The organism is Bacillus sp. FSL W8-0770, from assembly GCF_038008705.1.
GTDB classification, from domain to species: domain Bacteria; phylum Bacillota; class Bacilli; order Bacillales; family Bacillaceae_G; genus Bacillus_A; species Bacillus_A cereus.
Window position 1 is genome coordinate 3,271,055 of record NZ_JBBOZR010000001.1, and the last position, 26,753, is coordinate 3,297,807.

Genomic DNA, 26,753 nt, shown 5'->3' on the forward strand with positions numbered 1-26,753 from the left:
AAGGTGACATGATTGGAACAGTCAGCACATGAAGTAGCAAATTGGCAATATTATTTTGCAATTGCCGTATTTTTAATCACGTACGGTTTTATTATTTCTGAGAAATTGAATCGTGCTGTAATCGCACTATTCGGTGCTGCTATTATGATTATTTTTGGAGTTGTAGATTTACATACTGCTTTCACATCACATATTCAATGGGAAACGATTACCCTTTTGATTGGGATGATGATTCTCGTACATATTACGAGTCAATCAGGCGTCTTTGAATTTGTGGCCATTAAAGCGGCAAAAGCAGCTGGCGGAAAACCGATTCGCATTTTATTATTACTATCCCTATTAACTGCTGTCGGATCAGCATTTTTGGACAATGTAACGACTGTTTTATTAATCGTTCCTGTTACGCTATCCATTACACGTATTTTAAAAGTAAATCCTGTGCCTTATTTGATTTCAGAAGTGCTGTTTTCAAATATAGGCGGAACAGCAACATTAATCGGTGATCCACCTAATATTATGATTGGATCAGCAAACAAGCATTTAGACTTTAACGCCTTTTTACTTAACTTAGCTCCAATCGTAATTATTATTTCTATCGTGACACTTGGCATTATTTACTTCATGTATCGTAACAAACTAAAAACAACACCTGAACAAATCGAAAAACTAATGGCATTAAACGAAAAAGATTACATTAAAGATCAAAGCCTCCTTTTAAAATCTATTTCGATTTTAGGACTAACTATTTTAGGCTTCGTACTTCATTCGATTATTCATGTAGACGCTGCTGTTATCGCGATGACAGGCGCTACACTTCTTATGTTAATCGGCGTGAAAGAACATGATATTGAAGATGTATTTGCCCATGTTGAATGGGTAACCATTTTCTTCTTCGCCGGATTATTTGTTCTCGTTGGCGGGTTAATTGATATCGGACTTATCTCTTCACTTGCAAGAGAAGTAATCGACGTAACAAACGGTGACATCGGATTCGCAGCTATACTTATTTTATGGGTATCTGGCATCGCATCTGCGACAATCGACAATATCCCATTTGTCGCAACGATGATTCCTCTTATTCAAGACTTAGCTACAGGACTCGGACTATCTGTCGATTCTCCGCAAATCGAAGTACTATGGTGGGCGTTATCTCTTGGAGCTTGCTTAGGAGGAAATGGAACACTAATCGGTGCATCTGCAAACGTAGTCGTTGCGGGTATTGCAAAACGTGAAGGACATGGCTTCTCTTATATGGACTTCTTAAAAATTGGTTTACCATTAACTATTGTTGCACTCTTGTTATCACATGCTTATATATATTTACGTTATTTAATGTAAAAGTTGTATTGCATGAAATTATGTCGTCAAATACAAAAGGTTTGCAGCATGCGTGCTGCAAACCTTTTTTCGTTCACCAAAATATACCGATAATTGCTAATCCACCCAATATCATACCACCAATTTGTCCAACGATTGCTGGTGATAATTGAATACCTTTTCTTACTTCAACAACCGGTCTTTCATGCCTTAATTGCTGCACTTCACTTTGAAGTTGATGTACACTTCCGTGTAATTCTTTAATTAATTCCTTTAATTCAGCGACCTCTTCATTTACTGGTTTACTTTTTTCTAAATTCATTTTTCATGACTCCTTATAAGTTCAATCAGTACATTGTAAAAATTCGCCAATTATCATTATATCTCCTGCATACTACATATATAATTTTGAATGTACTTTCTAACCTTGCAGCTCTATCCATTCATCCCGCAATATCCCCATAATGATACGATCAAAACACTTCCCATCTCTTTGAACCGCTTCTCTCATACAGCCTTCCATCCGAAAACCCATCTTTTTATACAACTCAATAGCAGCTTTATTATAAGAAATAACATCAAGACCGACGCGGTGTAAATTCAATTCATAAAAAGCATATTTTAAGATAAGATAGATCGCTTCTCTTCCATATCCCTTCCCCCTATCATTCGCATCTCCTATACCAATAGCTAATAAACCCGTTCTGTTATTCCACTCTATGCCATGAATTGCAACAAAACCAATTAAGCGATCATCTTGAACTGTCCTTAACATGAAAGAAACACTATTCGATCTCCGTCCCTTTAATAGCCCATCACTTGCTATTTCTTGTATCGATTGCGGGAATGCTACATCTGTATCTACATTCCTTAAATACTCACTATCTTCTTACCACATAGCCATTACTTCAGCATCTGCTTCTCTAATAGCTGATAATTTAATCGTTTTATTTTGAAAAAGATTCATTGTCATTTCAAACTCCCCCTTTTAAATAACGGGGATACTTACAATAAGCGCTGACATTGGCACATCTCCTCCATATTGAATTAACTTCATTGTATAATTTTTTATTTATTCTAACAATAATAGAAAGGCCCTCCAAATTTAGAGGGCCTTTCCTAATAGCAAAACTATATTATTTCGTAAACATTTTCTCCGCTTCATCCATTGCCATTTTGTTTCCTAAAGCAGAATAGTCCAGCCATGGTTGATCATTGATAATGTATACGTGCTTGCCTTTAACTGCTTTTAAGTCTTTCCAAATTGGCGTTTCTTGAAGTTGTTTAAATGCTGCTTTTGCTTTATCATCTCTATTTACAACAACGAAAATCGCATCTGCATCAAAGTCAGGTAATACTTCTTGTGAAATGACTTCGAAAGGGCGATTTCCATCAATTTTCTCTACACCATTTGCAGGTTGTAATCCTAAGTCTTGGAATAAAATTGGTCCCATCGGTCTTTTTGTACTAAATACACGTAATTCTTTTGCAGTAACGCGAATTGCCATTACTTTTTCGTTATTACCTAGCTCTTTATCTATTAAACTTTTTACTCGTTTTGATTGCTCTTCGTAATCTTGAATATATTTATCTGCTTCTTTCTCACGGTTTACAAGTTTACCAACTTGTTTTAAATGATCTCTCCACGTACCTTCATCTAAATTGAAAGAATGTGTTTTTGCAATTTTTTCGTATTTCGCTAAATCTTTGCCCGCGTATTTTTCATCCACATAAATGTCAGTTGGCTTCAATTGAAGTAACGCTTCCATATTCGGATCTGTTACAACACCAAGTTTCTTCGTATCTTTCAACTGCTCTTTTGCGTGCGGTAAGAAATCTTTTAAATCTCCGCCAATAACAGAACCTACTGGTGTAATTCCTAATGCAAGTAAATTATTTGTTAAATGAATGGACATAGAGGCGATTTTTGGATCATTACTTTTTTCCGTTTTTTTCGTTGCCTCTTCATTAGCTTTCGTTTGACCACATGCTGCTAATACTAAAATACACATCATGCTAAATAAAATAGTAAGTTTCTTTTTCATATGTTCTCCTCTTTGAAGTATTTATTTTGTTTTTGTAAGTAAATAAAGAAAATACGGTGCTCCTAATGCCGCCACTACTACACCAGCTGGAATAGAGTTTGGCTCAAATATAGAACGACCTATCGTATCTGCTAGCACTAAAATAATCATTCCGATAATGCCAGCTAAAGGAAGAAAGTGTTGATATGTAGTACCTACTAACTTCCTTGCGATATGCGGAGCAACTAAACCGATAAAACCAATCCCTCCTGCCATCGATACACTTGCGCAAGATAATCCAACCGCTGTAGCTAAAAGTAATAACCGTTCTTTTTGAACAGAAACACCAAGTCCTGCCGCTACACTATCACCTAGTGACAATGCATTTAACGTTTTAAATTTTAGCCACGCATAAGGGGTTAGTATGAAAATCCAAGGTAATAATGCAAGGACATGAATCCAATCCCTTCCCCACACGTTACCAACTAGCCATCTAGAAGCGAATGTATACGTCTCATCATTTAACTTGAGAGAGAAAAATAACGAAATTGCACTAAAACCAGCTGAAACTGCAATACCAACGAGAATAAGTCTAATGGGAAGTAAACCATTTGACCGATCACTCGCAAGTAAAATAATAAGAAATGCAGCTAATACTCCTCCGCCAAATGTAAATAACGGTATTAAAATGGATGCACTTTCATTAATAGAATGAAAGAATGTAACAAATATAATTAGCCCGAAAGATGCACCTGAATGCAGTCCAAGAATACCAGGGTCTGCAAGTGCATTACGGGATAATCCTTGCAAAATCGCACCGGAAATCCCAAGGCCAATACCAGCTAACATGGTGATTATAATTCTTGGCATACGATAATCATATAGCACGGTTGCGCTCTCAAAATCACCATAACCAAAAAGTGTTTGAATTACTTTAAGTGGCTCTATACTCAGTGTCCCTGTATTTAAGCTAAGTAAAATAACAGCGATACCAATACAACCGAATATTGTAGTTACAGTAATGGCTCTTTTTTTATCTGTGTTTAAAATCTTCTTCACTTACAACTCCCTCCCAACTTTACGTGCTATATAGAGGAAGAACGGAACTCCAACAAGAGCTACCATAATTCCTATCGCAAGTTCTTTAGGAGGGTTTACTGCTCTTGCTCCTAGGTCAGCTAAAACTAATAACATAGCACCTAATAATGCTGACATAGGAATAATGAGTCTATAATTAACACCAACTAATTTTCTAGCAATATGCGGAATAACGAGTCCTACAAATCCGATAGAACCAACAGCTGAAACAGATACACCTGCAAGAATGACTACTATAATCATCCCTAGTATTCTCGTTCGGTTCGTTTTCACTCCTAAATTTGTAGCAACATCATCTCCCATTGATATGAGTGAAATAGATCTCCCTAGCATTGTCGCAAAAATAATCGTTATAAGAATAATAGGGACTAAAAATTTCAAGTGTTCCCACTTAACCCCTGCAACACCACCAGCATACCAAAACGCTAAATCTTGGCTTAAATCATAATAAATCGCAACACCTGAACTTAATGAATGTAAAAGCGCTGCCATAACCGCTCCAGCAATCGTTAACCTCATTGGTGTTAATCCGCCTGATGTGGCCGATCCGATAATAAAAATGAGTACTGTACTTAAAACCGCTCCAATAAAAGAGACAATCATTAAATAGGAATATGGCATATGCGGAAAAAAGGCAAAACTAAGTGCTACTACAAACATCGCACCTGCATTTATTCCGAGTACACCTGCATCAGCTAAAGGATTTCGTGTTACACCTTGCATAACAGCACCAGCAACCGCAAAAGCTGCCCCTACAACTGCTGCACCAATTACTCTCGGGAGCCTTAATTCATAAATAATTTGGTGCTGTGTTAGTTTCGGATTGTAATCCAAAACCGCTCCCCACACCGTTTGTAAATGAATATCTTTTGCACCAAATGAAATGGCTAAAAATATAGATCCAATTAAACATAAAATTGTTAAGCTCATGAAACATATGAACTTAATATGTATCCAGCGGTTATTACCAGCATGTACAGTAGACTTATGTAACATGTTTCATTTCATCCTTTATATTCAGTTGTTTTTTATAATTATTTTTTATTTGTAATTATTATTGATAATAATTATCATTTTCATTTAGATATTATATCGCCACTTTTTTTAAATAGCAAACTATTTTTTCACTTCGCTAAATATTAAAATACTTATTACAATTCCCTTCCAAAAATTACAAATACACACAAAATAGACTACTAGCTTATTTTTAAAAGTGTAGTATACTTAATCATTATTTCGAGTTTTCAAATAAAAATACCGAAGGTGACCCAATGTTATATATAAAACAACTACTACACTTCACTTACGAGCAAGCATTATCTTGCTTATTCCCAGTCGTTATTTTCTTAACACTAGCCCTTTCAAAAATCGTTTCTATTCCAGGGTTATATCGCTATGATTTCATACTCATTGCATGTCTTCTTATGCAGTGGATTATGTACAAGACTGGACTTGAGACGAAAGACGAATTAAAAGTAATTACTGTCTTTCACCTCATCGGCCTTTTACTAGAAATATATAAAGTTCATTTCGGTTCATGGAGTTATCCTGAAGAGGCGTATTCAAAGATTTTTGGAGTTCCACTTTACAGCGGCTTTATGTACGCAAGTGTCGCAAGTTACATATGCCAAGCGTGGAGAAGGTTGCATTTAAAAATGCATCATTGGCCGAAAGCTATTTTTGCCGTGCCGTTAGGAGCTATGATTTACTTCAATTTTTTCACACACCACTTTACAAACGATTTTAGATGGATATTAACTTTACTACTATTCATTGTTTTCTCTCGCACATTTGTACAATTTTCATTACAAGGCGTTACATATACAATGCCACTCGTTCTCTCCTTTTTCCTTATCGGATTCTTCATTTGGATTGCAGAGAACATCGCAACATTTTTCGGAGCATGGCAATATCCAAATCAACGGGAAGCGTGGAATCTCGTTCACTTAAGCAAAATTAGTTCATGGTTTTTACTCGTTGTTATTAGCATTATGATTGTTACACAACTCAAACATTTGAAAGAGTCGAAAAAATAATGCTGATTATGTAAAAATAGTTAGCCCATCACTCATTAGAAAGTGATGGGCTTTTTTACCTTCCTTATTAAAGTAGTTACATATTATGAGCTACTACTAGCAGAAGATGTTGCTGCAGATGAAGCGGCAATCGTTGCCATCATAGCTGCTTGTTGTGCTTGTATGAGGACTTCTATCATAGTTTGTAAACCTGTGTTGGTAGCTTTACTTTCCTCACCTTTCTGACTTACGAACAGTTGAATAGCAATAAGAATATTCGTATCTGTATGCCAACGGAATAATTTCTCCCCCTGCAGTTTTTCAATCAACGCTTTAATAGCATAAATCTCTTTTTCTCCATCTTCAAGTAACGCTAGTAGCCCGATTGCTGGATAATGCATCTGTTTCACTTTTACCTTTTCTTGTTTTAACAAATTCCATATGTTTGTACATGTTGCAACTAACATTTCTTCCCGGACATCCTTCTTTAGTGAAAGAATATGACTTAAAAACTGAAGATCATTCCCTTTACGCAAACCAGCTTTCGCTAGTTTCTGATACAGACGTTCTACACGATCCATAAGTGTTTCTACATTCTCTGATTGTCCTGCTAATAAAACCGCGAGCGGATAATCATTTGTACTTGTAAGAAAGAGGTGATCCTTTTTCATGCGTTTATATACTTGCATCGAACGCTGAATGTGCGCGCCATGCTGTTCATTTTCTTCTGTTAAAAGCACAGCTGCTGCGAGATAAGTAAATATACTCCGGCTAAAGCCACCAGTGACCAATTGTTCATATAAATCTAAAAACGTCCGAAAAGCTTTCTTGTAATCTGTAAAGTGAATATCTAATGTTGCGGCCACTACAAAACGATGATAAGACTTTAAGTATGAAAACATCCCTACTTGATTCTTAATATAACTACTAATTTCTAAAAAACGTTCGAGATTAAACAATTTATCACTACCTGCATACATAGCAGCAATCATCATTCCTGTTCGAGAATCACTCGTTTTCCATTTTAGTTCTCCCTTTAACTGTACATATGTATGTTTATATTGCTCTAACTTTTGCTCTAATGTAATCATAGTATTCACCCCTATTTCTAGTTCTTCTCTATCATTATACTTATATTCCATATTTAGGAATACTACAATTAATAATCACAACCTAAAAAATTATAAAATTCTCTAATCCTTCAAGAAGTTATACAAAAAAGGTAGATAATAATTTATCTACCTTTTTTGTATATATTATTTAACATTACAACTGTATTGCTTGTTATATGCAATTAAGACTAAAGAGCTTTAATAATACGTTCCATCGCCTTCATTTGCCCAATATGATCAGCTTCATGATAAAGCATCATACCGTAAAGCTCACCAACAGTTTCCAATCCTAAAAACGGCTCTGGTAGTTTATTTTCAAATGCTTCTGCTGGCATTTCGTTAATACGCTTTGCTTGTTCTTTTAATTGAGTCGTTAACACTTCTAATGATGGTCCTTCTGTTTTCCATTTAGATGGTCTTGATCCATATCCAAACATACCTGGATATTCAGTTGGTAATTGTTTGAATTCTTTTCCAAACATGAAAACTTCTGCTGCTGTTAACACGTGACCAATATGCCAACGAATTGTATTGTTAAAACCCTCTGGCTGCGTATCTGCAATTTTATCATCTAGCGTCTCCATAAATTTAAGTAATGCCCCGCGCGTTATTTCAAATTGTTTTAAACCCACTAGTCTATTCATGTTATCGTTCCCCTTCTTGATGTACAATTTATTATGAACTAAGAATGTTCAATTCATTAAAGTTTTACCTTGTTTAATCTATCAGAAATAAATAAGAAATACATCTAATATGCTTATTAAAAATAATAAAAAGGTTCCCTCCTCGTAAATATAGAATTACTTACTATGTAAATAAAAGAGGAGTGTACTTACATGTTACATATTTTAAAACAACAATATAATCTTATTAGCTCTACAAGAGAAACTCTATTTTCATTTTTGGAAGAAATCCCACTAGAAAAATTACATAGCACTGTTCCGAATTTCGGGAGCGGTGGCATTATAAAGACACATATTCATGTAGCCGATTGCTATCGATACTGGCTTGGATCATTCGCATTCAAACAAAAACGAGCAGATTTTTCATTCGCTAGTGATTATAAAATTGAGCATGCAGATGTGGAAAAAGTCCGTGCTAGATTTAAGTTAGTAGATGAGACTGTACAACGTTTTTTAGATAAATACAATGACCGTTGGCTCGAAAATATAGCAAATGAAGTAAAGTGGCAAAAAGAACCTTGGAGTACAACACCACTATGGCTTTTAACTCATACAGAAACACATGAATTTCATCATAAAGGACAAATTGTATCAATGGCTAGGCATCTTGGATATACTCCTCCTGATACAGACCTTAGTTAATTCAATGGTCCATGATTACTAAAAAAATTAGAATGAATACAATTCGAGCATGCTTTGAAAACCACTCAAAACATGCTCTTAAAATATTCTATCTTACATTCTCCATTTCCTCATCAATACCAAATAGTCTCCGCATAATTATATGCATCACTATTCGGAATGGCATGTTTCCCCTGCGCCTGTGCCTTTCTTGGATCTAAATCATATACCATTGGCGTATAGCATGATGTTTGCCCTTTATTTACAACACCATTTCCTCCAGCACTGTCGCAAGTGTATGCCTTTCCATCTGTTTTTCTTACAATTCTTGCATCAGCTTCATTATTATATACTGCTGGGCGGGTTACAGTAACTTTTGCCCACGCTGTCTTACACGTCGTGCTAAATTTTAATTCCACATAAGAATTGGAATCAATCCATTTCTTTTCTTTCGTTACTGCTGATTGGTCACAGCTATTGTAATACGGACTTTTTCCATCATACGAATGATCTTCTGCATATGCTTTATCATTACCAGTCGTACTAAACACACTAGTTAAAACGAGCAATGATAGACAAAAACATGCGCTTAGCTTTTTTAAAAGTTTCAAAGTATTCCACTCCTTTTTAATAGCGTCCTGTTTTTCCATAACCGTTATTAAACGTAACCGCCTCAGCCTCTGCTGTGTATCCGAAATCAGCAGTTAAATCAAATACCATTCCTGTATACGTGCTCGTTTGACCTGTTTTTATTGTACCGTTTCCCTGATTAGAAGTGACTGATTTTTGAAATACACCATTTTTGTATTTATTCACAACAGCGTACGCATACACTCCTCCAGACACAGCTGGTGCTGGTTGATCTAAAACAAACTTAGCCCAAGCTGCATGACATTTATTGCTGTAACGTAAATACACTGTCCCTACTTTTTTACTCCCTTCATACACAGCTGTAGACTTTGCATTAAATCCATCTGCATCACACGTTGTACTACCTCCGTATACTTTCGTTGTTGCTGGATTTTTCCCGTCATAGTAACTACTTAAATCAGTAGCAGCAAATGTACTTCCTTGGAAACTAAATAATAGCCCTACACTCGCTACACTTAATACACATACTTTCATTAACTTTTTAAACATTTTCAATTTCCTCCCTCAAAATAAGTACGTATAATAAAGACAATCTATCCCCTGTGTACGCCCCTCCTTTCATGCTTCCTAGAGGCATCTTACGGAAACGACTAAACGTTGTAAATTTCCTTATGATTATTGGAATATACGAAGAAATTTACGTAACCGTCTAAGAAAAAAAGTTGAGAAATACACATTTTATAGCATCCTTTATTTAAAACATAAAAGAACCGATACTTGTTACATGCAAGCATCGGTTCTTTATACAAAATTGCCATTTTTTCTTTTATATAAAATAAATATTTCTCCACTTAATCTGTTGTAAAAAACTCCCTCGTTACATCAATAAATTGCTGCAGTGGCGCTGTCATCCATTTATCTTTATGCCAAGCAATTTGTGTATAAATCGGTGAGATTTCATTTTCTAAATGTAACTCTTTTATCATCCCTTCTCGTATATCTTTTTCTACTACTATTGCTGGTAACACAGCTATTCCTAAATCTGCAATAACACATTGTTTAATTGCTTCGACACTAACGAACTCAATTTTATTTGCTGGATACACATCTTCTGTACGAAGTAGCTCTTCAAATAAAGTCCGGTACGAGCACCCTAGCTCTGTTAGCAACAACGTCTCACTTTCTAAATCTTTTGTAGAGATGGAAGCTTTCTCGAGTAAATGATGCCCTGAAGCAGCTACTATTTTTAATTCTTCTTTCATAAGCGGCTCCACATGTAAAGTATCTTCTGTTTTACATTCGTCCAAAATAAATGCAAGATCGACTTTTCCCTCCATCAATTGTTCCTTCGCATCTTTATTGGAATGTGCCGGTTTAAATATAAGTTTTATTTGAGGAAATTGTGCTTTAAACTTCTTTAATATAGAAGGAAGTCTATATGTACATTGACTCTCTTGCGCACCGATTATTAACGTACCTGCTATTTCTTCATCATCTTTCACAGCCATTTTTGCTTCGTTGCTGAGCGCAATCATCTTGTCGGCATATAGTTGAAACTTCCTACCTGCTTCAGTTAAGAAAAGGCGTTTTCCTAATCTTTCAAATAACGGCGTACCTAACTCAGCTTCTAACGTTTTAATTTGCGCTGTCACACTCGATTGAGCAAAGTTTAATTTCTTCGCAGTTTGTGTAAAATTCAAAGTATCCGCCGCTACTTTAAATGTAATTAATTGTTTTATCTCCATTTATCGTCCCTCTTTTCAATCGATATTCCCGATTGATTTCATCGAAATAATCCTCTTTGTCTATTGATATTTGTATTGTATGATAAAGAGCATCTACAAACAATAAAAATGGAGGTATTCCATATGAAAGCACTTTGTTTCGAACAGTTCGGAAATCCGGATGTACTACAATATAAAGAACTAAATGATCCAATCATAAATCCAAATGAAATTATTGTCCGCACGAAAGCAATCGGTTTAAATTTCGCCGACATTTATAGACGCCGCGGTGATTATCATCTCGCTGGTACCCCGCCTTTTATATTAGGTTATGAAGGGGCTGGCATTGTTGAAAAAGTAGGAGCTGACGTTACGAATATTAATCCTGGAGATCGTATTGCATTTGCTGATGTCCCATTTGCAAATGCAGAGCTAGTTGCTGTTCCGTCTGAGAAAGCAATTAAGCTTTTAGATTCTATCTCTTTTGAAACAGCCGCTTCTGTCTTATTGCAAGGTCTAACCGCACATTATTTAACGAAAGATAGCTATGAAATAAAACAAGGTGATATAGCTTTAGTACACGCTGCAGCTGGTGGTGTTGGGCAACTTCTTATTCAAATAATTAAACTACTAGGCGGAAAAGTAATCGGCCTAACGTCATCAAAAGAAAAAGCAAAGATAGCTACATTAGCTGGTGCTGATCACGTTTTTTTATATACGGAAGCATGGCATACAAAAGTAGTTGAAATAACAAATGGTGATGGAGTAAATGTTGTATATGAATCAGTAGGTTCTACATTAGAGGAGAGTTTTAATGCTACTAAAACTGGCGGTACTGTCGTATTTTACGGAATGGCCGGCGGTAATCCTGCGCCAGTTGATCCACGTATGCTTATGGATACTTCGAAAACTTTAACTGGCGGAGACCTTTGGAACGTGCTTACATCTTATGAAGAGAGAATAGAACGCTCCTCTCAATTATTCGAATGGATTGCGACCGAAAAATTAAAGATCGCAAGTTCTACTACATTCTCTTTACAAGATGGTGCCCGTGCTCATGAATTATTAGAGAGCCGAAAAAGCACAGGGAAGATTTTATTGATCCCATAATCGTTCCAATAAAAAAGGAAGCTAGAATGTATTTCTTTGCTTCCTTTTTTAACGTTATTTATGTTCAATTGTAAAGTGATAATAAAGTTATTTAATTCTGATCTAAAAATATAAGAGCCTGGCTACAAATCATATTGTAGTAAAGCCCTTTAAAGTTGTTTAATTTCTAACCATTTAAATGTGCTTGTAGACAAAAATTAATAATAATGTTGTTTAAATCTTGTTCAACTAAAGCACCCGTTAGTTCAATAAGAAAAAATTATCTATTATTATTAAAGTGGCCCACCTTCAAAACCAATAGGCCATCCATCGTTTTTAAATTTTACTTTATACTGAAACTCAAAGTGACCATCATAAATAAAAGCTAAACTAAACCCAGAAAATATATAATCGTCAAAATTAACCATCTTTCCAAAAAATATTGTGGATAGATAGTAGTTCTTCATTTCTTGATTAGGGAAGAATTTCTGTAAATATTTTAATGCACAGCTTATATGTAGATGGAGTTCATCGAATGTTTTTTCTGCCATTTCGATAATCTCCATATCGGGATTTTCATTATTCCCCTGAATAATAATCTCCACATCTTCCCATTCTCCGATATTAATACTATAAAACCACCGTTTTTGAATGAGATACTTCTCTTTTTCGTATACAGGGGGATTAACTAGTTTTAATTTTTTTACCTCATCTTTAGTTAACGGTTTATCAAGAATAAGCTTTTTATGCAAAATTTCTTTGATATTAGAGACAATATATTTAGATTTGTTTAATTCTAAAGAGTCCATTTTCCACCTCATAAATTATAAAATAAAGTAAATTCCCCCTTAAGTATATCATCATCCTTATTCAACTATCCTGCACCGTTAATTCAATAAGAATTAAACAACTTTATTATTTTCAAAGGACTTTATTGTAAATTAAACAACTTTATTATCTCTTAACATCAATCTCGCTTCTTTTCAATAACCCTGTTATTTATATTTTTTCTCTACGCTTCTCTTTCTAGGCCCCTCATTTTTAAGTTTATATAATAAATGAATCTAAATATTAAAGGAAAGAACAAACCTCCTGATATCAACGATCCAATAAATACAGTATCAATAAAAGAAAGAATCCCAAATAATAGCATTCCAAAAAAATAAAATACAACTGCACTCCAATAAATAAAACGTGGAAACTTAGTTTGGAGCGAATCACCTTTTTCACACGGTTTCCCAAATAACAAATGAACGAATTTAATCAACATAATCACTTCTCCATATAATTGTTAATATTCTTTTCTTCTTAGAATTGAACATAAATCACATACCATGTACCACCCATATTCACACATTCCTTACTTTGTTTTATCCCGCTTTAATGGGCAGTAAGACCCCCACCTCAAAATGCAGCGAAAGCAAAGAAGTTAGGTGGGGGGCGGGCTGCCCATTAAAGTCCGATTGGTGAGGGATGATAATCAGTGGGGGATGAAGAAAACCCCACTGATTAAAGTTTCACTTTATTTCTCGTATACTTACTTTAGATTCCGAGATGAAATGTAAGGCTAATGTCCCTCCAATACACTGCAAACTAATTTGTTGTTCCTACTCTCTAATTATACCATTACAATAATTTTCATAGTTCATTTTTAACGGAATATTCCGATTCGAATTAATAAATGATATATTAAAAAATAAAAAGGAAGCTAGAGTTCTCTACCTTCCTTTTCTTATTTTTATATTTCCACACTTTCTTTCCCTTTTGCAACGTAACTCATATCTCCAACAGACTCAACTGTGTATGTTCCATCTTGATATACAATCTTCGTCACGCTAGCATTTTCCACTCCAAGTTTTGTTTTGCTACTGTCTAACATTTCTATTAAGGTAGTAATCAAAAGCCCATGAACGACAACTAAAACGTTACCGCCACCATTTGCAGCAGATTCTTCACTAATTTTATCTATCTCTGTTTTTATACGAGTAGAAAACAATTCCCAATCTTCCGCCTGTTTTGTCGGATCTGCTACTCTAATAAGATTAATCACTTCTTGAATAGAAAGCTTCAAGAGTTCTTCTGGTGATGCAACGCCTGCAGCTTTTCCAACCACATCCCACATATTCTCAAGTTTTTCACCTTCAAAAATACCGAAATTTAATTCTCGCAAATCTTTTCTTTGCTCAAGTTTTAATTTTGATTGCTCACTATATTTTAATACTAAATTAGCAGTTTCAATTGCGCGGCCGCTATCACTACTATATGCATTCATAAAATGAATATCTTTTAATCCTGTTCCTAAATTTGTGGCAACTTCAACACCTTTTTCTACTAAAGGAGAATCTGCCCAACCTTGCGCGCGATGATTCGTATTTAATATTGTTTTACCGTGTCTTGTAACATATAACGTCACTACATTCTCATTGCTATCTGTTTCTCGCTTATTCATTTCATTCTCTCCCTTTACGTTTCTATATCAATTTTAACACCTCAATTATTCATTGAGCAAAATATACGTCAGTAGATCCGCTTAATAAAAAAAGCTATCTTTCTGTATATCCATACAAAAAGATAGCATCTTTTATGATTACATTTCTTAACCGGTACTCCTACTCAGCAAAAGCACTCGAATATTGTACAATTCCTTCTACACCTCGAAGAGAATTTTCTGTTAATTCCATTATCATAAATACCTCTTCAGGCACTTCAAACGGTGCTTTTACATTCCACTCACTTGCTTTCTTAAAACCAAATTTCGGGTAGTACTCTGGATGTCCTAATACTACAACTGATCCGTATCCAAGTTCTTTCGCTTTTTCTAAAGCAGCCGTGATCAGTTTTCCGCCAATTCCTTTCTTCTGATGGCCCCTAGCAACTGACACTGGTGCAAGTGCTAGCGATTCTACAGAAGTTCCACCTTGTTCTATCGCAATTTTAGATAACATAATGTGACCGACTATTTCCTCATCTACTGCAACGATTGATAACTCCGGAACAAACGCGTCACATTCTCTAATACGTTTTACAAGTTCATGTTCTGTTTTATCACTAAATTCTTCAAGTGAAAATACTTCTTTTACGACTTCTTCTGTTTTTCTATAATCATTTTTTTGTTCTTGTCTAATCGTTACCATTTTAACTTATCCTCTATTCTTTCTTATTTCTTTTTGAATTTTACGCAGTGCTTTTTTCGATCCGCGCTCAATATCGTGTTGCATTTTTCTTTCTTTATAATCAACAAATAGTGTATTTAAATCGTATCCTTCTGGGTATAATTCTTTCGCTGCTACCTCTAAAGTAATACGTTTTACATTTACTTCAACGAATTCACCGTTATAATATACAACAACGTTATAAAAATTATCTTTTTCCTTATAGATGATACCAAAATCATCATAATCTAATAAATTCACACGATCGCCGATTTTGTACTCATAATGAAATTCTCTTTTTTCTTGTACAAATTTCGGTTTTCTAATTTTACTTTCATTCACTTTTTCTAAAGCGTACTCTTTATTTCCCATGTACTCTTTCGCTCTTTTCAGCACATGTTCTTTTACGCTCATTTTATTCGCAATCCAAAGTGCATTACTTTCTCCTGATTTTCCGATAACTAATTTATAAAGCGGCTCTAGCGTTTCACTATTAAACTGCATCGCTGCATTCATAAAGTCATCGTGCATTTCTGAGAATCGTTTAATTTCTCCGTAATGCGTACTCGCAACGGTAATACATCCCGCAAGGTACAACTCTTCTAAAATAGATATTGCAAGTGCTGCACCTTCATTCGGTTCTGTACCGCTTCCTATTTCATCAAATAAAAGTAACGTATTATTATTTGACATCCTCATAATCTCAGAAAGATTTTTCATATGAGATGAAAATGTACTTAGTGCATTTTCGATACTTTGATTATCACCAATATCTACAAATACATTTTCAAAAATAGCGATTTCTGTACCTTTATCTCCTGCAATATGAAGACCTGACATTGTAGCTAATGTTAACAATCCAATCGTTTTTAATACAATTGTCTTTCCGCCCGCATTCGGCCCTGTAATAATTAAACTACGATACTCTTGACCAATTTCAAAATTTAAGGGTACAACTTGCCCTGTTAAAAGCGGATGCTTACAATTCACTAAATGAACGTAGCCATGATCATTTAACTTCGGTTCTATTCCATTGATCGATTTACTAAACTTCGCTTTTGCAAATACCATATCATACTGACTAATTAGCTCCATGTTAATCTTTATACTATAAATGTTTTCTAACACCATTCCTGATAAAGTCGCTAAAATTTGATATTCTTCAACCGCTTCTTCTGCTTTCAAACCCGCTAGTTCCGCATTCAATTTCGTAACCGTATGCGGTTCTATAAATACAGTAGAACCTTTTGCCGAGGCTTCAATAATACTTCCAGCAACTTGGTTTTTATAGGAAGATTTAATTGGAATCGTATAACGGTCATCCTTTTTACTAATAAAGAATTCCTGAATGAATTTCTTATTTGCACTACTATTTAAAAACTTCGTTAAACGTTCTTTTATTTTCCCATCTACAGAATCGATATTATTTCGAATTCGTTTTAACTCTTTACTTGCAGCTGCATCAATACTATTTCCTTTAATTGAAAAGTTAATTTCCTCTTCAATACTTTTATATTCAGTCATTGAATTTGCATAAGAAGCTAATACTGGTGCAAAAAATTCTTTATCTAACATAAACTTTTTAATCTTTCTACATCCGCGTAAAAAGTCTGAAACACTGACTAATTCTTCTGGATCTAAAATCATCCCTTTTTCTAATTTTTGAATTGTACTAGCAATATTAGAAATGCCGAAGAAAGGAACATGCCCTTCTGCATCTAATATAGCTCGTGCTTCTGTCGTTTCATTCAACCGATTTCTCACTACTTTTATACTCGTACTCGGCTCTAATTTGTTTAATAATTCCTTACCTAATCCACTTACACAATAAGATTTCACTATATCCTTTAATTCGTTATATTGTAGCTTTTCAAAAGTCATCGTATTCATTTTGTTTCTCCTCACTATGATTGATTTTTATCATAAATGAAGATACCTACTCATTAGATTCCAATGAGTCATATATAAAATCCCATAATTATACAATAAAAACATATACAAAAAAGCTGCGGGGATACCGCAGCTTTTACATTTACAAGGCATTTGTAATAACATATGAGGAAATAAGCCATAAAAAAATAGATGGCAGTCCCTTATTACACGCTTTATAAAGTATTGTAGGTATCTTCATAGGTTTTGAAATAAATGCATGACAAAATTAGGGGTATGATGTACATAAAAATCCCCTGGTCTTATCCGATTTATTTCATTAAATTTTTCCTATTTAGTACCTACCGCACTCACAAAAAGCACCTCTCATTAATTTATATTATAGTCATTGAAATCTAATTTACTGAAATCATCATACTATATGTTTTGTAAGAAGTAAAGGTGTCAAACTATTTCCTTGCAGACTGTAAAATGTTCATATAATCAACCTTTTTCTCAAGGGTCTTTTTCGCATCTTCAGCCGTTACTATATAATCTACAGGAATATTTTGTAGTACATCCTTATTAATATTTGGCAACTGAATCGTTATATCTTCTACATTACTTTTACTATTTTCAATCGTTTTATTAAATTCCTGAATACTTCTTGCAACCCCCGCTAATGTTTCCATATGTACAGAATTGTTTACATCTAAAACAGTATTACTTTTAAAAACTGCCGTATAATACTGTTGCAAATTTTTCTTCGCTATTTGTTCCTCAGTATTCTTATCGGAAACATTATCCCCAGTCTGCATTTGATCAAAAGTAAATATAGTGTTTTTCTCTCCATAATATGTATTAAATCTTCCTTGTAAATTATTTGCTTCCTTTTTCTTTTCATAGTTATCATTATTTACTTCTGGAGAGATTTGCCCCTCGAAGTACAGTTGAAATTGCAAGTGTGGTTCATCGACTTGCTGCACAGTAACTATCCGCCCCTTTGGACCAAGGAAGTCCTTTCCGTTATCCAGAGTTTCAACTCCGTTTAATTTAACAACCATACCATACTCCGATTTTGTATAACTTTGTGCTTTTTGTTCAATTTCTTCATTGGATATATCACATGATGTTAATAGTAATAAACTAAACATTATACTATATTTCATTATTGTTCTTTTCATATTGCCTCTCCTTTTGCTACTACCACCTATACAGAAATGTGCCTATGGATTTTAAATTACGATTTATATAAAGAACTTCTTCTAAAAAGCGCTACATCAAACTATCTTCGCTAACTTGAATAATAAAAACTCATCATCTTGCTTTAGAAAACACTAATAACCACAAGTATAAAAATACCCATTAACTATCATTTTATGATAATAGTGTAATTTTGCATTATAATAATTTTATCGTAAAGCAAATATAATATCTATTAAAATCACATTAAAAACATACTAATATTTAGTTCTATAGCAATCACAGTAAGGAGATGTTCCTCGAGTACGAATAAGATGACATTATTTATTCCAATGCATCTCTTGGTGTTTCAAAAGCCGACTAGTTCATTTATAAACATAAAGATTTAGGAAGGATAACAATATAAAAAGAAGAGGAAAACTTATATTTCCCTCTCCTATTTCATCACCAAATTACTGCTGAACATATATGGAAACTGATCCTCCACTTACTTGGAATTGTCCCCAACCATCCTTATTAATTGTTACAGTATTTGTTTGATTACCCGTAATATCGTACCATACTTCCCCTGCGTTATTCTTTCCAACATCCATCCACTTTGCCCCTCCTGGTCCATCAGAGATTAATGTTGCTAAACCAGAATTAGCATGTACACTATCACCTTCTCTTGTCCAGCCAATCACATCTGGATGATCAAAATAATCACGTTGCGTACCATATGCAAAGTTTTTTCGTGCCGTCAAAATCGGATCAATTTTATCCTTTAACGCTGGAATTTCATAGTTACTATTTCCTTTTGTACCATAGTAATCACCATAGAAAACAGAAGGATACCCCTCTGCACGCGTTAAAATAAATGCATATGCCAGCGGCTTGAACCAAGGGCTCACTACAGATTCCAATGACTGACCAGGCTGTGAATCATGATTTTCAACTAGAGTAACCGCAAGTGTAGGATGATTCGCAACTACCGTTCCTTTTAAAATATTTCTCATATCATAATTTCCATTTCCTTTTGAAGCATAATGAAAATTATAATGAAGTGGTGCATCGAACACAGATTGATTATAATTAACCTTCGCTAAATAATTATTTAAAGTCTGGATATCATTTTGCCAATATTCAGCTACTGTAAACATTTCTTTCCCTGTTTGCTGTCTAACGTGATTTACCCAATCGCGCAAGTATTCATGATCAATATGTTTAACAGCATCTAAACGAAAACCATCTAAATTTAATTCATTCGCATACCACGTTCCCCATTTTTTCATTTCATTCGCAACATCTGGATGATCAAAATCAAGATCTGCATACATCAAATAATCATAATTCCCATTCTCGCTAGACACTTCCCAGTCCCATGCTTTACCTATGCCCCTAAATTTATAAATTCGGTTTAATTTCCTTCCTTCATCCCAATCCGTTCCATCAAAATGATACCATTTCCATTTGAAATTAGAATAAGAATCTCCACGCCCTGGAAAGTTAAATCCCGTCCACGCACTAATTTCATAATCACCTGATACTTCAATATTCCGATTACTCGGGTCTACCTCAACTGCTGTGACAGTTTCTGTATAATCAGCCCCACCTTTATGATTCATAACTACATCACCGTATACATTGATGTTTTTCTTATGTAAAGCGTCAATTGCAGACTTCAATTGTGCTTTCGTCCCATATTTCGTCCGCACTGTTCCCTTTTGATTGAATTCCCCCAAATCATATAAATCATATGCTCCATATCCTACGTCATTTTGCGTAGTTCCTTTATATGCAGGTGGTATCCAAACAGATGTAATTCCTTTTTCCGCTAAATTTTCAGCATCAGTACGCAAACGATTCCAATGATTTCCATCATTCGGAGCATACCACTCAAAATACTGCATTAACGTTCCATTGTTAACTGTGTCTGCATATGCTTTACTCCCGTCATATATACTAGGTAAAAACATAACAACTGACAATCCGACTATTGTTATTCTTTTAAACATCTGTACACCATCCCCTTCCAAGAAAGCGTTTGCATAGTTTATCAGAATTATTATAATATTCGTCCCACCGTTAGTAAAGTAGCAATCTCTCACTCTCTCATATTATTTTTAATCTAATTTCAAATATTCAACGTAGTTTTAATTTCACATCCTATTCAAGATTGTTTACAATTTACCTATAAAAGCATAACGGAGGGATTTCGATGACAGACTTTCAAAAACAATTTTTCGCACGATTACATATAGAAGAAAAAGACACAGTTTCATTTGAAGATTTATCTAACATTATGTACGCAATGGCACAAACTGTTCCTTTTGAAAACTTAAATATTCTCGAAAAGAATTTTAAAGAAATATCAAAAGAAAATTTGAAAGAGAAAATTTTAGTAAATAACCGTGGCGGTCTTTGTTATGAACTCAACCCTACTATGTATTACTTCCTGAAAGATTCTGGATTCGATGTTCATCTCGTTTCAGGAACAGTTTATAACGCTGCAAACTCCATATGGGCTGTTGATTCTGGCCATATCGCAACCGTTTTAACACATCATAATGAACTTTATTTAATTGAAGTAGGATTCGGATCATACTTACCTCTTGCCCCTGTCCCTTTCTCAGGTGAAGTCATTCACTCTATTACAGGAGATTATCGTATTCGTAAAGAAATGACCGAAAAGGGAAACTACATTTTAGAGATGCGGAAAAACAATGAGTTCTTGGATCAATCTTCTGCTGATGATTGGACGTTAGGCTATGCATTTTATATAGAAGAAGTGGATGAAGAAAAAGCAAATACAGCACAAAAAATTATCGTTGAACATGAAGGATCACCCTTTAATAAAGTACCTCTTATTGTAAAACTAACTGAAGATGGGCATGCCTCTTTAACGAAAGATAGCCTTACAGTAGCAAAAAATGGTAAAAAAACGAAAGAAACCGTTACAGACATGCAATATACAAACCTTTTACATTCAAAATTCGGAATTACACTATAAGTAAGTAAGCCTTTTTATTTCAGCAGGGCTTTTCAATTTTCAGCAGGGATTTTTTGCAATTTGTTGTATTTCATAGTTATATAGAAATATAACTACATGTTTAGAAAGGAAATGATTATGACAGAACTTAAAGATCGATTACAAGTAGCTGATATAGAAAAATGGGATTTAACAGACATTTACCATACAATTGAAGATTGGGAAAGTGATTTTCATAAAATTGAAGTATTAACGAAGGAATTACACGAGTTTAATGGAAATATTCACGATGGCAATAGTTTATTAGCTTATTTAACGAAGAGTGAAGAAGTTTCTAGCATAATATCTTTAATGTTCGCTTATGCACGATTACAATCTGACCTTGATACACGCGATACTGACGCGCAATCTCTTGTCGATAAAGTATCACAATTACACGTGAAAGTAAGTGCAGCGAAATCTTTCTTTTCCCCCTTCTTACTTAGCATAGACGAAAACACATTACATTCTTACATAGAAGAAACAGAAGGCTTACAATATTATAAAGAAGACTTATTTGAATTATACCGTTATAAAAAACACGTATTAAATAAGGACCAAGAAGAAATTTTATCACAAATGGGTGAAGCTCTTTCTTCTCCACAGCACACATTTGGTATGTTAAATAATGCAGATATATTATTTGGTGAAGTGACGACTGACGATGGAGAAAAAGTGAACTTAACACGCGGAATGTATGCAAAGTTAATAGAAGATACGAATCGTGAAAAGCGTAAAGAAGCTTATAAAGCATATTACAAACCATATGTTCAGTTAAAGAATTCCATCGCATCTACTTTATCCGCTGCTATTAAAAATAATGTTACTGTTTCGAAATTAAGAAACTATCCATCAGCGCTAGAGAAATCATTATTTGGCGATATGGTTCCGAAAGAAGTATATGAAAACCTAATTGATACAACGAAAAAAAACATTCAAACATTACATACATACAATGAAATTCGAAAAGAAAAATTAAACGTAGATGAACTAAGACAATACGACTTAGGCGTCGATTTAGTAGAAGGTGCAAAACAAGACATCCCATATAGTGAAGCATTTGACATTATGATTGCATCACTAGCTCCTTTAGGAGAAGAATATATTGAGACATTAAAAAGTTTTAAAGATAAAAGATATATAGACGTAAGAGAAACACCAGGGAAACGTTCTGGTGCTTATAACTTTGGTGTATACGGCGTTCATCCTTTCATTCTTTTAAATCATCACGATGATTTAAACAGCCTGTTCACTCTTACTCATGAATGCGGTCACGGTATGCATACGCACTATTCACATGGATACCAACCAAGAATTTCTGCACATTATTCTATCTTTGTCGCAGAAGTCGCTTCTACAGTAAATGAAGTGTTATTAATTCACTATTTATTAAAAGAAGCAAAAGATACGAACGTGCGTAACCATTTAGTTAACCATTTTATTGAGAAATTTAAAGGTACTTTCTTTACACAAATTATGTTTGCAGAATTTGAAAAAATCACACATGAAATGGCTGAACAAGGTAAACCATTACATGCACAAGTCTTCAGTGAAATTTATGAAAAGCTATTTAAAGAATATAACGGTGATTCACTTGTATTTGATGAAGAAGTAAAATACGGATGGGCTAGAATCCCTCATTTCTATCGCCCGTTTTACGTATACAAATATGCAACTGGATTCGCATCTGCCATTCAAATCGCTGATAAACTATTAAGCCGTGATCCGGATGCTCAGAAAAATTATATTGAATTCCTTAAAGGCGGAAGTTCAGACTACCCATTAAACTTATTGAAAAAAGCTGGCGTCGATTTAACAACGCCAGAACCGATTGAAAGTGCATTAAAACAATTCACTCAACTTGTTGAGGAGTTTTCAACATTATAAAAAGCATGCAGAGTATATACTCTGCATGCTTTTTATTTGAATTACTCTATTCTATATGCTGCTGCGTCACACAATGAATCATACCACCGTATGCATACAATTCGTTAACATATATACCGACAATTCTTCTCCCTGGAAATTGACCTTCAATGATTTGAAGCCCTAATTTATCATGTTCATCACCGTATATAGGTACCAATACAACTTCATTACCAATGTAAAAATTTAAGTACGATCCTTTACAATCTGCTTCTTTTACCACTTTTCTTGTTACTGGTACTGGAATGAGCTGAAATGGCTTTCCATCTATATTTTTCGCTTGCCGCAATTCTTGATAATGCTTTTCGTACGCCTCCAAAAGGTATGGCTCTCCTTCATCGAAAAGATCATATTCATACAGTATCGTATTTTCATTTACAAACCGTGCCGCGCCATCAATATGATAATCCGTATCTTCATCATAATTATCTTCTCCGCGTATACCAGTTATCCATATAAAATTTGTTACTCCTAAATATTTCGTTAACTCCATTTCAATTTCTTTCTGACTTAGTGTGGGATTTCGATTTTCATTTATAATAGACGTTTTCGCCGCCATTAAGGTCCCGTTTCCGTTTATCTCAATTCCCCCACCCTCTAGACAGACACTAGATTCAACTTTTGGAATACGATACATTTCACTTATTTTATTCGGAATATTAGCGTCTTTTTCGTACGGATATTTATTTCCCCAACCATTAAATATCCAGTGCGTTAGGCAGCGATTCCCTTCCTTATCCGTTACAAAGATTGGTCCCTTATCTCGTATCCAAATATCATCAGTTTCTTGAATTAAGAAATCAATTTTATCCATATTTACATTAGCTTCAATTAACTTCGATTGGACATGTATTTTCTCTTCTTCATCACATACAACAATATGGACATTTTCTCCATAGTGAAGCTCCTTTGCCATCGATATCCAAATATCATCTAACTTAGCTCTGAAGCCTTCACCTCTATGTGCTTTATCATGTGGCCATTGGAGCCATGTACCTTCATGTTTCTCCCATTCCGCAGGCATATAAAACAAACTATTCTCTATATTTCTCATACGTGTTCACCCCTTATATGAATGTACGTACAGTCTATACTTTGACATCGTGTTAAGGTCAACAGGAATATCTTCATTTACTTGTAGCAACTTTATAAGGTGATTCTTTACTTCTCCTTTTTATTATGATAAATTGCTTTCATACATAGAATAAGGATTGACATAATGTTAATGTCAATCCTTATTCTCATTCTATTTTCGTAACTAGAAAACAAATTTGTGTCACATACTCTTCTGCTAAACAATCACATTCAGGTCCCTTTATATAAACCTCATATGGCGAATTAATTATTACATACCCATTTCTTTCAATCCATTCTTCTAACGCTATATAAGCGTAACCTATATAGTCGTAACTTCCATAATGCATAGTAGTAACGATATGATGTGGACTTAGTTGTTTCATTTCATACTCTTGTGCTACGTCTTCATCATTCCCCTGCATAACCGGAATTCTTAACTCAATATCACTGTTACTTGGAATATATTCTTCATCATAAAAGACTGCAGATGGAGAACCAACTATTTGAAAGTTATTTTTTTGTACCTCTTCATATAAGTCATAAAAATAATCATCCATATCATCTATATCTATTTTTACTCTTTGAGTAATTAACGTTACTTCGTTCCTCATTCCCATTAATATATCGTAACTTCTATGGCGAGCAATATTTAGACTACTATTCACCATTACCATTTCATTCATTTCTGAAATAACCTGTAAATTTTGTTTCACTTCCTGAGACAACTCGATAATTTGTGATTGTATATGTTGAACAAACGAATCTTGATCCGATGACTGCAAAACAATTTTAATTTTTGGAAGAGGAAATTTATACTCCCTTAGCTTTTTTATTTTCAGCGCTACTTCCAGTTGCTCTTGTTCATAATACCTATACCCATTAACCGGATTCACATATGCCGGTTTTAATATCTCCTCTTTGTCATAATGTCTTAACATCCGCGTACTCATTTTACAAATCCGAGAAAACTCAGCGATGGTATACATATCAATACTCCTTGAATATATTTTCTTTTCATTACTTATTTATTAAAACCAATCAAAAATCTTCTTCATTGAAAAATTTCCATTCTGATTTTTCAATCTTCTCATTTTCGAAGGTAACAAATGACTTGGACAATACCACGTTAAACAATTCATCGCGCCCCCCATTGTTGATATTTCTCCTACATGAATTTGAATAACTTGTTTCTCCGTATACTGTTGAATATATCGTAAAACTTCCTCATCTTTAGCTAGTCCAAACTTAGGAACATAAAGAGCATCACATGATTCTAACATATTTATATACAACCCTTTTGCCGATGCTATCTCTTGATCATATTGTCCTTTCTCTGTATATGATGAAGGAACAACTATAAATTCAGCTTCTGGCATTTGTTCTTTAATAATCTCTTGAACACTATATGTAAATTCATGATCCCCTAAAAAATCACTAATAAACATTGTATGTTCATCAATAAATTTAACCATTCCGTCTGCGTGTGCTAGTACATCCCCTTCTTCAGCAGGAATAATAATAACTCGGCTCACATCTAAATCCCATTCTAACTGCTCAATAATTTCCTCTTCTGTCCAATCATCGTTATCATCAAATATGCGTTCTGTTAATATTACAGTATCTTTTTTATTCCAAATAAGATTACCACCATCTAATATTAATGGGGATTTTACATATTCAAAGTCATTCTTTTTCAACCATTTATTAAATTGTTGATCTAAATATCGCCCTTGATCATCTGGCAAATAATTTGGTCGATATTTAAATTTAACTAGATGATTTGTGACAACCGGTGCAACATCTCTTAGCCAAATATCATCATACTCAAAACAGCTCGTATGAAAGTCTTGTTCTTCAACAGATAAAGATATAAGTTGATCCGCAATTGATTTCTTTTCATTTAAACATTCATTAAAGTAAATCAAGTCTTCATAAAATGGTTGATAATATTCATTTGATTCGTCTGGTATTGCAGTAAAAATAATGCCATTATGTTTTTGTTCCATATTATTCATCTCGCTTTTTAATAGTAGTTACATAACTGATTTTACAAAGCCAACTATTCCTAAATTTATGTCTTTTTTCGTTACAACTCATGCAACATGTACATTTTATGAATGGATTATAGCATGGAGAAATATTATATATTTATAAAAAAAATATAAGGCTGACGTTAAGCCTTATATTGACTCTTGACAAGTTTTTTTAATACCGTATTTTAAAACAACAATAAATGATTAAATGA

Annotated in this window: 25 protein-coding genes and 1 pseudogene; 6 read left to right on the forward strand and 20 right to left on the reverse strand. The window is 34.2% G+C overall.

Annotated features, from left to right (window positions below; genetic code table 11):
• The first annotated feature begins 12 nt into the window (after positions 1-12).
• Entirely contained in the window at positions 13-1,338 is a 1,326-nt protein-coding gene (locus NST27_RS16870) for an ArsB/NhaD family transporter (RefSeq protein ID WP_000437992.1), read from the forward strand.
• Positions 1,339-1,411: 73 nt separating this feature from the next.
• On the opposite strand, the gene NST27_RS16875 is transcribed toward NST27_RS16870, so the two are convergent.
• From NST27_RS16875 to NST27_RS16895, 5 genes and pseudogenes are all read right to left on the reverse strand, one after another.
• The gene (locus NST27_RS16875; RefSeq protein ID WP_001047522.1) at positions 1,412-1,639 is read right to left on the reverse strand and encodes a hypothetical protein; all 228 of its coding nucleotides are present in this window, start codon (positions 1,637-1,639) and stop codon (positions 1,412-1,414) included.
• A 99-nt stretch (positions 1,640-1,738) separates the two neighbouring features.
• Positions 1,739-2,290, reverse strand: a pseudogene (locus tag NST27_RS16880) (GNAT family N-acetyltransferase).
• A 163-nt stretch (positions 2,291-2,453) separates the two neighbouring features.
• Positions 2,454-3,362, reverse strand: coding sequence for an iron-hydroxamate ABC transporter substrate-binding protein (locus NST27_RS16885; RefSeq protein ID WP_000728224.1), 909 nt, complete (start codon positions 3,360-3,362; stop codon positions 2,454-2,456).
• Positions 3,363-3,383: 21 nt separating this feature from the next.
• The gene (locus NST27_RS16890; protein WP_000722672.1) at positions 3,384-4,400 is read right to left on the reverse strand and encodes a FecCD family ABC transporter permease; all 1,017 of its coding nucleotides are present in this window, start codon (positions 4,398-4,400) and stop codon (positions 3,384-3,386) included.
• Complete coding sequence (locus tag NST27_RS16895; RefSeq protein WP_000902724.1) at positions 4,401-5,435, reverse strand: FecCD family ABC transporter permease; 1,035 nt, start codon at positions 5,433-5,435, stop codon at positions 4,401-4,403.
• A 275-nt stretch (positions 5,436-5,710) separates the two neighbouring features.
• Between NST27_RS16895 and NST27_RS16900 the strand changes: the two genes are divergently transcribed.
• The gene (locus tag NST27_RS16900) at positions 5,711-6,475 is read left to right on the forward strand and encodes a DUF817 domain-containing protein (RefSeq protein WP_047386559.1); all 765 of its coding nucleotides are present in this window, start codon (positions 5,711-5,713) and stop codon (positions 6,473-6,475) included.
• Between the two features lie 83 nt (positions 6,476-6,558).
• Here NST27_RS16900 and NST27_RS16905 read toward each other — a convergent pair whose 3' ends face one another.
• Positions 6,559-7,596 carry a DUF4003 domain-containing protein gene (locus tag NST27_RS16905; RefSeq protein WP_100070331.1) on the reverse strand — a complete coding sequence of 346 codons (1,038 nt, stop codon included), beginning with the start codon at positions 7,594-7,596 and terminating at the stop codon, positions 6,559-6,561.
• A 158-nt stretch (positions 7,597-7,754) separates the two neighbouring features.
• Entirely contained in the window at positions 7,755-8,210 is a 456-nt protein-coding gene (locus NST27_RS16910) for a DinB family protein (RefSeq protein WP_001081117.1), read from the reverse strand.
• Positions 8,211-8,402: 192 nt separating this feature from the next.
• Between NST27_RS16910 and NST27_RS16915 the strand changes: the two genes are divergently transcribed.
• A complete protein-coding gene (locus NST27_RS16915) occupies positions 8,403-8,891 on the forward strand; it encodes a DinB family protein (protein WP_047386561.1) in 489 nt (162 codons plus the stop codon).
• 113 nt (positions 8,892-9,004) lie between these two features.
• On the opposite strand, the gene NST27_RS16920 is transcribed toward NST27_RS16915, so the two are convergent.
• The 3 genes from NST27_RS16920 to NST27_RS16930 all read right to left on the reverse strand — a co-directional run bounded on the left by NST27_RS16920 (position 9,005) and on the right by NST27_RS16930 (position 11,206).
• Complete coding sequence (locus tag NST27_RS16920) at positions 9,005-9,481, reverse strand: DUF2690 domain-containing protein (protein ID WP_001986411.1); 477 nt, start codon at positions 9,479-9,481, stop codon at positions 9,005-9,007.
• A 16-nt stretch (positions 9,482-9,497) separates the two neighbouring features.
• Entirely contained in the window at positions 9,498-10,010 is a 513-nt protein-coding gene (locus NST27_RS16925) for a YjfA family protein (protein WP_000473747.1), read from the reverse strand.
• A gap of 302 nt (positions 10,011-10,312) precedes the next feature.
• Positions 10,313-11,206: a LysR family transcriptional regulator gene (locus tag NST27_RS16930; protein WP_000403877.1), complete on the reverse strand. Its 894-nt coding sequence runs from the start codon at positions 11,204-11,206 to the stop codon at positions 10,313-10,315.
• Positions 11,207-11,329: 123 nt separating this feature from the next.
• On the opposite strand from NST27_RS16930, the gene NST27_RS16935 reads away from it, so the two are divergent.
• Entirely contained in the window at positions 11,330-12,295 is a 966-nt protein-coding gene (locus NST27_RS16935; RefSeq protein ID WP_000645241.1) for a quinone oxidoreductase family protein, read from the forward strand.
• 272 nt (positions 12,296-12,567) lie between these two features.
• Here the strand turns inward: NST27_RS16935 and NST27_RS16940 are convergent, their stop codons facing one another.
• The 7 genes from NST27_RS16940 to amyS form a co-directional block, all read right to left on the reverse strand.
• Positions 12,568-13,083, reverse strand: a complete 516-nt coding sequence (locus NST27_RS16940) for a hypothetical protein (protein ID WP_030026782.1) — start codon at positions 13,081-13,083, stop codon at positions 12,568-12,570.
• 203 nt (positions 13,084-13,286) lie between these two features.
• Positions 13,287-13,544: a hypothetical protein gene (locus NST27_RS16945; protein ID WP_000905656.1), complete on the reverse strand. Its 258-nt coding sequence runs from the start codon at positions 13,542-13,544 to the stop codon at positions 13,287-13,289.
• Positions 13,545-14,012: 468 nt separating this feature from the next.
• Complete coding sequence (locus NST27_RS16950) at positions 14,013-14,723, reverse strand: histidine phosphatase family protein (protein ID WP_001042050.1); 711 nt, start codon at positions 14,721-14,723, stop codon at positions 14,013-14,015.
• A gap of 160 nt (positions 14,724-14,883) precedes the next feature.
• Positions 14,884-15,408: a GNAT family N-acetyltransferase gene (locus NST27_RS16955; RefSeq protein WP_047386565.1), complete on the reverse strand. Its 525-nt coding sequence runs from the start codon at positions 15,406-15,408 to the stop codon at positions 14,884-14,886.
• A 6-nt stretch (positions 15,409-15,414) separates the two neighbouring features.
• A complete protein-coding gene (locus NST27_RS16960) occupies positions 15,415-17,316 on the reverse strand; it encodes an endonuclease MutS2 (protein WP_001095189.1) in 1,902 nt (633 codons plus the stop codon).
• Between the two features lie 449 nt (positions 17,317-17,765).
• Positions 17,766-18,479: a hypothetical protein gene (locus NST27_RS16965; RefSeq protein ID WP_000831441.1), complete on the reverse strand. Its 714-nt coding sequence runs from the start codon at positions 18,477-18,479 to the stop codon at positions 17,766-17,768.
• A 471-nt stretch (positions 18,480-18,950) separates the two neighbouring features.
• A complete protein-coding gene (gene amyS / locus NST27_RS16970; protein ID WP_000476400.1) occupies positions 18,951-20,492 on the reverse strand; it encodes an alpha-amylase in 1,542 nt (513 codons plus the stop codon).
• Positions 20,493-20,695: 203 nt separating this feature from the next.
• On the opposite strand from amyS, the gene NST27_RS16975 reads away from it, so the two are divergent.
• The gene (locus NST27_RS16975) at positions 20,696-21,487 is read left to right on the forward strand and encodes an arylamine N-acetyltransferase family protein (protein WP_000129195.1); all 792 of its coding nucleotides are present in this window, start codon (positions 20,696-20,698) and stop codon (positions 21,485-21,487) included.
• A 117-nt stretch (positions 21,488-21,604) separates the two neighbouring features.
• On the forward strand, positions 21,605-23,392 hold the full coding sequence (gene pepF, locus NST27_RS16980) for an oligoendopeptidase F (protein ID WP_000137545.1): 1,788 nt from the start codon (positions 21,605-21,607) through the stop codon (positions 23,390-23,392).
• Between the two features lie 46 nt (positions 23,393-23,438).
• Here the strand turns inward: pepF and NST27_RS16985 are convergent, their stop codons facing one another.
• The 3 genes from NST27_RS16985 to NST27_RS16995 all read right to left on the reverse strand — a co-directional run bounded on the left by NST27_RS16985 (position 23,439) and on the right by NST27_RS16995 (position 26,514).
• On the reverse strand, positions 23,439-24,485 hold the full coding sequence (locus tag NST27_RS16985; protein ID WP_001244181.1) for an agmatine deiminase family protein: 1,047 nt from the start codon (positions 24,483-24,485) through the stop codon (positions 23,439-23,441).
• Positions 24,486-24,672: 187 nt separating this feature from the next.
• Positions 24,673-25,494 carry a MerR family transcriptional regulator gene (locus tag NST27_RS16990; protein ID WP_000287984.1) on the reverse strand — a complete coding sequence of 274 codons (822 nt, stop codon included), beginning with the start codon at positions 25,492-25,494 and terminating at the stop codon, positions 24,673-24,675.
• A 42-nt stretch (positions 25,495-25,536) separates the two neighbouring features.
• Positions 25,537-26,514: an agmatine deiminase family protein gene (locus tag NST27_RS16995; RefSeq protein WP_000435521.1), complete on the reverse strand. Its 978-nt coding sequence runs from the start codon at positions 26,512-26,514 to the stop codon at positions 25,537-25,539.
• Between the last annotated feature and the right edge of the window lie 239 nt (positions 26,515-26,753).

Bases quoted from the DNA above. Each gene is read 5' to 3' on its own strand.
- NST27_RS16875 (WP_001047522.1), bottom strand. From the start codon at position 1,639: ATGAATTTAGAAAAAAGTAAACCAGTAAATGAAGAGGTCGCTGAATTA.
- NST27_RS16885 (WP_000728224.1), bottom strand. From the start codon at position 3,362: ATGAAAAAGAAACTTACTATTTTATTTAGCATGATGTGTATTTTAGTA.
- NST27_RS16895 (WP_000902724.1), bottom strand. From the start codon at position 5,435: ATGTTACATAAGTCTACTGTACATGCTGGTAATAACCGCTGGATACAT.
- NST27_RS16900 (WP_047386559.1), top strand. From the start codon at position 5,711: ATGTTATATATAAAACAACTACTACACTTCACTTACGAGCAAGCATTA.
- NST27_RS16905 (WP_100070331.1), bottom strand. From the start codon at position 7,596: ATGGAATATAAGTATAATGATAGAGAAGAACTAGAAATAGGGGTGAAT.
- NST27_RS16910 (WP_001081117.1), bottom strand. From the start codon at position 8,210: ATGAATAGACTAGTGGGTTTAAAACAATTTGAAATAACGCGCGGGGCA.
- NST27_RS16915 (WP_047386561.1), top strand. From the start codon at position 8,403: ATGTTACATATTTTAAAACAACAATATAATCTTATTAGCTCTACAAGA.
- NST27_RS16925 (WP_000473747.1), bottom strand. From the start codon at position 10,010: ATGTTTAAAAAGTTAATGAAAGTATGTGTATTAAGTGTAGCGAGTGTA.
- NST27_RS16930 (WP_000403877.1), bottom strand. From the start codon at position 11,206: ATGGAGATAAAACAATTAATTACATTTAAAGTAGCGGCGGATACTTTG.
- NST27_RS16935 (WP_000645241.1), top strand. From the start codon at position 11,330: ATGAAAGCACTTTGTTTCGAACAGTTCGGAAATCCGGATGTACTACAA.
- NST27_RS16940 (WP_030026782.1), bottom strand. From the start codon at position 13,083: ATGGACTCTTTAGAATTAAACAAATCTAAATATATTGTCTCTAATATC.
- NST27_RS16945 (WP_000905656.1), bottom strand. From the start codon at position 13,544: ATGTTGATTAAATTCGTTCATTTGTTATTTGGGAAACCGTGTGAAAAA.
- NST27_RS16950 (WP_001042050.1), bottom strand. From the start codon at position 14,723: ATGAATAAGCGAGAAACAGATAGCAATGAGAATGTAGTGACGTTATAT.
- NST27_RS16955 (WP_047386565.1), bottom strand. From the start codon at position 15,408: ATGGTAACGATTAGACAAGAACAAAAAAATGATTATAGAAAAACAGAA.
- NST27_RS16960 (WP_001095189.1), bottom strand. From the start codon at position 17,316: ATGAATACGATGACTTTTGAAAAGCTACAATATAACGAATTAAAGGAT.
- NST27_RS16965 (WP_000831441.1), bottom strand. From the start codon at position 18,479: ATGAAAAGAACAATAATGAAATATAGTATAATGTTTAGTTTATTACTA.
- amyS (WP_000476400.1), bottom strand. From the start codon at position 20,492: ATGTTTAAAAGAATAACAATAGTCGGATTGTCAGTTGTTATGTTTTTA.
- NST27_RS16975 (WP_000129195.1), top strand. From the start codon at position 20,696: ATGACAGACTTTCAAAAACAATTTTTCGCACGATTACATATAGAAGAA.
- pepF (WP_000137545.1), top strand. From the start codon at position 21,605: ATGACAGAACTTAAAGATCGATTACAAGTAGCTGATATAGAAAAATGG.
- NST27_RS16985 (WP_001244181.1), bottom strand. From the start codon at position 24,485: ATGAGAAATATAGAGAATAGTTTGTTTTATATGCCTGCGGAATGGGAG.
- NST27_RS16990 (WP_000287984.1), bottom strand. From the start codon at position 25,494: ATGTATACCATCGCTGAGTTTTCTCGGATTTGTAAAATGAGTACGCGG.
- NST27_RS16995 (WP_000435521.1), bottom strand. From the start codon at position 26,514: ATGGAACAAAAACATAATGGCATTATTTTTACTGCAATACCAGACGAA.